The following is a 4,835-nucleotide window of genomic DNA, read 5'->3' as shown; positions in this document are numbered from 1 at the left end:
GAGGTGTGGACTGCTGAGCAGGCTGCTCCTTTGTTCGAGCAGTATGCCCGTGAGCGTACTGTTCCGGATTGGGTTCATCGCCGCGAGCTCGACATCTGAACCAATCGGTCCCAGGAGTCCAGCAGCGGTCGGAAGCTCAATCCAGCACAGCTTCAAGACGTACTCAGCCACGGAAGCCTTTGATGAATCGTACCGTGATCCTTACCGCCGATGAGGCACTGGTCCTGTTGGACTGGCTGAGCAGGCATGACGAACCTGGCGCTCTACCTGCCGACGACGTCGAGCAGCGAGTGCTGTGGAATCTCGCAGCGTCACTGGAGTACGTGGTGGTCGAGGCGTTCGACCCTGATTACGCCACTTTGCTTGCCGCGGCCAGAAACCGCCTGATCGCTGACTGATCATCGGCCGTCACCTGCTCTCTCCCAAACGCTCCTGAAGTGCCCCCGCTCGCGAGCCAGAAGACCTCGACATGGGCGACGTTTCCTTCGCTATCCATCGTCTGATCACTGTTCCGCCGCCTCGACGCACTGTTCGCCGACGACCGTCGAGGTCGGGGCCGAAATCATCTGAGGTATCGACCAACGTATGATCTCGACCTACCGCGCCACCAGCCAGGCTGAGGGAAAGCCGATCATGACCCTCCTGAGCGAGGCGCCCGTCGTCGACGACGATTCCGGCACCCTTTTTCGTGTGAGCTCGGGCTTTCCTCGGGCCATTGCCCGCTGCTTGCGTCGCTCAGATGTGAGCTTCTTGGAGCCATTGGAGAAGCTCGGTGTGGCGGCTGTCCGTGTTGCCAGTGAGCCGTCGATCTCCGACGATGGCGCCGTCGGCCAGCATGAGTACCCTGTCCGCGAAGGCGGCGACGGCGGCGTCGTGCGTGACCATAACAACGGTGGTGCCGACCTTCGCCTCCCGCGCAATGAGCTGCATGACCCGCATCGCGTTGGCTGAGTTGAGCGCGCCGGTGGGCTCGTCACAGAACAGCACGTCAGGTTCCCCGATGAGCGCCCGGCAGACGGCGACGCGCTGCAACTGCCCACCGGAGGCCTGGGTGACGTCGCGATCCTCGAGCTGGGCGACGTCGGCGCCAGCCAGCAGCGTCCGCGCCCGGGCGAGCACCTCGTCGCGACTCTCCTTGCCCGCGGCCATGCCAGGGAACATCACGTTATCCAGCAAGCTCAGCGTGCTGAGGAGCCGCGGTTGTTGGAACACGAAGCCGAGCCGTTGTAGTCGAAGATCGGCGAGCGCGCGCTGCGACATCGTCCCTAGCTCATGCCCAAGCAGCTCGACGGTGCCTTCGTCGGGTGTGTCGATGCCGCTCAGGAGATACAGCAGCGTCGATTTTCCGGACCCGGACGGGCCCATGATTGCGACGAACTCACCGTCGCCGATGCGCACGTCAACCCCGCGCAGCACCGTCTGCTCCCCGAAGCGTTTCGTGAGCCCCTTCGCTTCGATCATGTCACTCCTCAGTCACTCGTTGCACGGTCAAGGTGGCAAGGTTTGACGACGCAGCCGCCACGCCTAGCCACACGGCCACGACGAGCACCGCTGGCAACCCTGCCACAGCCAGCCACGGCACACCCATCAGCTGCAGCTCGGGCGCACCCATCGTCGCTCCGGCAAGGGGCCCGACGATGAATCTCCCCGCGAGCCACGACACACCCAGCCCCACGACGGCGCCTCCGCCCACGAGCGCCCAGTAACGCGCTGCGAGGCCTCGTCGGGTCATGTGGTCCGCGACGCCCAGTCCCCGCAGCGTGGCGTATTCGGCGGCCTCGCTGGCCAACACCATGCGCAGGAAGAGCGTTGTCAGCCCGAAGATCGCCACGCCTGCCACCACCAGCGCGGCGAGCGCTATGGCGCGCAACACGTCGATCACCCCGCCCATGGTGGCCGCGCCCATGCACGCGACGTCCACCACCGCCGCGTCGGGATAGCGGGCCTGCCAGCGCTTCGAGACCTCGTCGCCCGACGACGGATCCACCAGCCCGACGTGCCACGTCCATGCCTCCACGTCGTCGGCCGGGATCTGCCACGTGCCTTTCGCCGTCGAACCGCCGTTCGAGATGTCTTGGTAGATGCCGCTCACGGTGAGCGTTCGCTCGCCCAGGGTGTCGCGCACCGAAACCGTGCCACCAACGCGCGCCGCGCTTGCCTCCGCAACCTTCGCCGAGAGCGCGATGGCATCGTCGGAGGTGGGTGGACCGCCCTCGATGTAGTGGAGTGGGAATACGGTGTGGTCCCCGACGAAGATGGGCGTGCGTTCCCACTCGTCGCCCGCTCGGATGGCCCCGCGCGTGTGCTGTAGCGGGGCGAGCGCTGCGACGGCGGCGTCGTCGGGAAGTTCCGTGGCAAGTTGGTTCGCAACTGCGGCGTCACGAGTCTCGACGATCACGTCGGCCTCACCAACCCCCAGATATGAAGACAGCTGCGGGGAGGCCAATGTTGTGGTGACCTGGGCCGGAACACACACCGCGACGGCGATGAGCGCAGCCAAGATCGCGAGCCCTGATTGCCCGCGGCCCGACGCGCCGCGCAGACCCCACCACAGCCACACCGGCAGCTTCGTCCGAGCCAAGCGCCAGCCCCACAGCCAGGGGCGTTTCGACGTAGTTCCCGCGCGCATCGCGGCAAGTGTGGGAACCCGGGCTATGCCCCGCATGAGCCACCAGCAGTACCCAACAGACCCCAGTAGCGCCAACAGTCCCGAGCCAACCCAGGCCGCTGCTGCGGGAAGCGGTGAGCTTGGTTCGCCCAGCTCCAACGTCGCCTGACGCGTGAGGGGGCCGTGCAAGATCGGCGCGACCATCACCCCGAGACCCACGCCAATCAGGGCGATGGCGACGTACTTGGCGAGGAACGTCCACCTGATTCGACGCTCCGGCACACCGATGGCCTTCAACACACCGATCTGCGTGAGGTCAGTCGCGATTGCTGTCTTGACCGCCAACCGTACGGTGAGCATGCCCAGCACAGCGACGACGCATGCGATAGCCGCCAGCACAGCTACCACCAGCGTCGACGACAACCCCGCCAGCAGACGAATGGAGCCGCCATCGATGGCCGGACCCGCAGTGGGGAACCCAGCTGCCTCGTACTCCGCGAGCACGGCGCCTGGCGATGCCCCCGGCGCCACACGGAATTCCACCAGATATTCAGGCTCGAGTCCCGACGCTATCCAGCGCATGTCTTCGCTCGAGAACAGCAGCCGCTTGGAGGTCACCATCGAGGGGTTCATCTGCGCATCCCGCAGGAACCCGGCGACGACGAACCTGCGCTCCTCGCCCTCGATCCCCAGAATGACCTCACCTCCTGGCTGTACCTGGTCCCGATATGCCAGAGGCAGGACGACGGTGCCTGGGGAAGGGGCGAGTACCGAATTGTCGAGACCCAACAGCTGATCGAATGAGGGGCTTTGCGCTGTTGCCGACGGCTGCAGCGCGGAATCAGACTGCGCATGCACGCCGATCGTGAGCTTGCCGACGGGAAGCGGGCAGGTGGTGACCACTTGCGCATCGGCAATATCGGGGTGTCGCGCCGCCCATTCGAGGATGGCGCGCTCGTCGATCTCTCCGCTGTGCATCTGCATCGCGTCTGGCACCTTGGCCCTCGCGAACAAGCGGTCGAGTGATCCGGAGACTGTCGCGACGGTGCCCGCGCCGGCAGCGACGAGCGCAGTCGCGATGGCGAGGAGCGCTACCAGCGCTATGGTCGTCACCGTGTTGCGGTGGAGGTCCCCGCGAACCAATCGCATCAGCATGGCACCGGCTACCCCAGCGTGGTGGCGAAGCTGCTGAACGTGCCCGGACGGGCGGCCAAGAGCGCCTCCACATGGTGCAAGAACGCCTGCATCGTGCGCGTCGGGTCTGCATCAGGCCTGGTCAGCAGGCCACTGTCGAACAGATATGCCGAGCTGGCGAGGATGAGGTCCATGGCCTCGGCGGGGTACGGCGTCGAGAACGTTCCTTCGGTCACCCCTTGTTCGACGATGGGAGTGAGCTCCGGCCCGAGTGCGAGAACGAGTCGGGAGAGCAACCGGATGTGGGCTGTCTCGTCGAAGGCCTCTTCTATGTGCGATGTCAGGCCGTCGGCTGAGGCCGCCTCGCGCTGCGTGCTCCAGAACGTCAGGAGCTTCTCGGTTGCGCTCAAATCGTCTCGTTCGACGGTGGCTCGGGCGAGCTCGATCATGGCACCCATCTGTTCGTCGATGAGGGCCTCGAGTAACGCGTCCTTCGATGCGAAGTAGTAGTAGAAGGTGCCCTTTGCAATGCCGGCATGCGTCACCACATCGTTCACTGTCGCGGCGCTGTAGCCCTTGTCAGCGAAGAGCTCAGCTGCGACGCGCAGGATGTCACTCCTGCGTTCCTGCGGAGCTTTCCTCACTCTGTTCACGTGTATTGCCCCTTACTGACCGACCGTCGGTCAGTACTATAGCAAGCGTACTCCATTTCCCGACGGTGGGTCATTCTTTGGGGTCGGCTCCCTGCCGTACGTGAGCCGCAGCTAAGAGGAAACGCAGTAGAACTGCGGAGTTGGCGGGCTCACTTACGTCTCGGGTTGGTGTTGAGTACTTGGAGTTCGCCGATTTTGAGGGTTTCGCTGGTGGTTGTGGTGTGGTGGAGGGTTCCTTGTTGGCCGATGCCTTGCCAGTGGATTTCCCAGTTGGTGGTGGCGGTGATGGTGTAGGTGCCTTGTGTGGGGTAGCCGGTTTGTGTGCCGCAGGTGACGGGGGTGTTGGGGTGTGTGTTGTTGTGGGGTTGTTTCCAGGTGGTGCAGGTGAATCGCCCTGGGTTTCGTTCCTACCTGCTTCCCTGTCCAGCGAGTGCTGGCTG

At 64.7% G+C, this 4,835-nt stretch carries 4 protein-coding genes; 1 reads left to right on the top strand and 3 read right to left on the bottom strand.

What is annotated here, in order from left to right; genetic code table 11:
- Window positions 1-182 precede the first annotated feature (182 nt).
- Window positions 183-398 carry a hypothetical protein gene (locus tag Q0X61_RS12645; RefSeq protein WP_297743180.1) on the top strand — a complete coding sequence of 72 codons (216 nt, stop codon included), beginning with the start codon at window positions 183-185 and terminating at the stop codon, window positions 396-398.
- A gap of 337 nt (window positions 399-735) precedes the next feature.
- Here the strand turns inward: Q0X61_RS12645 and Q0X61_RS12640 are convergent, their stop codons facing one another.
- From Q0X61_RS12640 to Q0X61_RS12630, 3 genes are read right to left on the bottom strand one after another with little or no spacing between them, the layout of a single operon-like run.
- A complete protein-coding gene (locus tag Q0X61_RS12640; protein WP_297743179.1) occupies window positions 736-1,461 on the bottom strand; it encodes an ABC transporter ATP-binding protein in 726 nt (241 codons plus the stop codon).
- 1 nt (window position 1,462) lies between these two features.
- On the bottom strand, window positions 1,463-3,763 hold the full coding sequence (locus Q0X61_RS12635) for an FtsX-like permease family protein (protein WP_297743177.1): 2,301 nt from the start codon (window positions 3,761-3,763) through the stop codon (window positions 1,463-1,465).
- Window positions 3,764-3,771: 8 nt separating this feature from the next.
- Window positions 3,772-4,395, bottom strand: a complete 624-nt coding sequence (locus Q0X61_RS12630) for a TetR/AcrR family transcriptional regulator (protein WP_159087329.1) — start codon at window positions 4,393-4,395, stop codon at window positions 3,772-3,774.
- Window positions 4,396-4,835 lie beyond the last annotated feature (440 nt).

It is taken from the genome of uncultured Tessaracoccus sp. (assembly GCF_947255005.1).
GTDB lineage: Bacteria > Actinomycetota > Actinomycetes > Propionibacteriales > Propionibacteriaceae > Arachnia.
This window is presented reverse-complemented; position numbering and strand designations above follow the sequence as displayed.

Coding starts and splice junctions, on each gene's coding strand:
- Q0X61_RS12645 (WP_297743180.1), top strand. CDS start 183: ATGAATCGTACCGTGATCCTTACCGCCGATGAGGCACTGGTCCTGTTG.
- Q0X61_RS12635 (WP_297743177.1), bottom strand. CDS start 3,763: ATGCTGATGCGATTGGTTCGCGGGGACCTCCACCGCAACACGGTGACG.
- Q0X61_RS12640 (WP_297743179.1), bottom strand. CDS start 1,461: ATGATCGAAGCGAAGGGGCTCACGAAACGCTTCGGGGAGCAGACGGTG.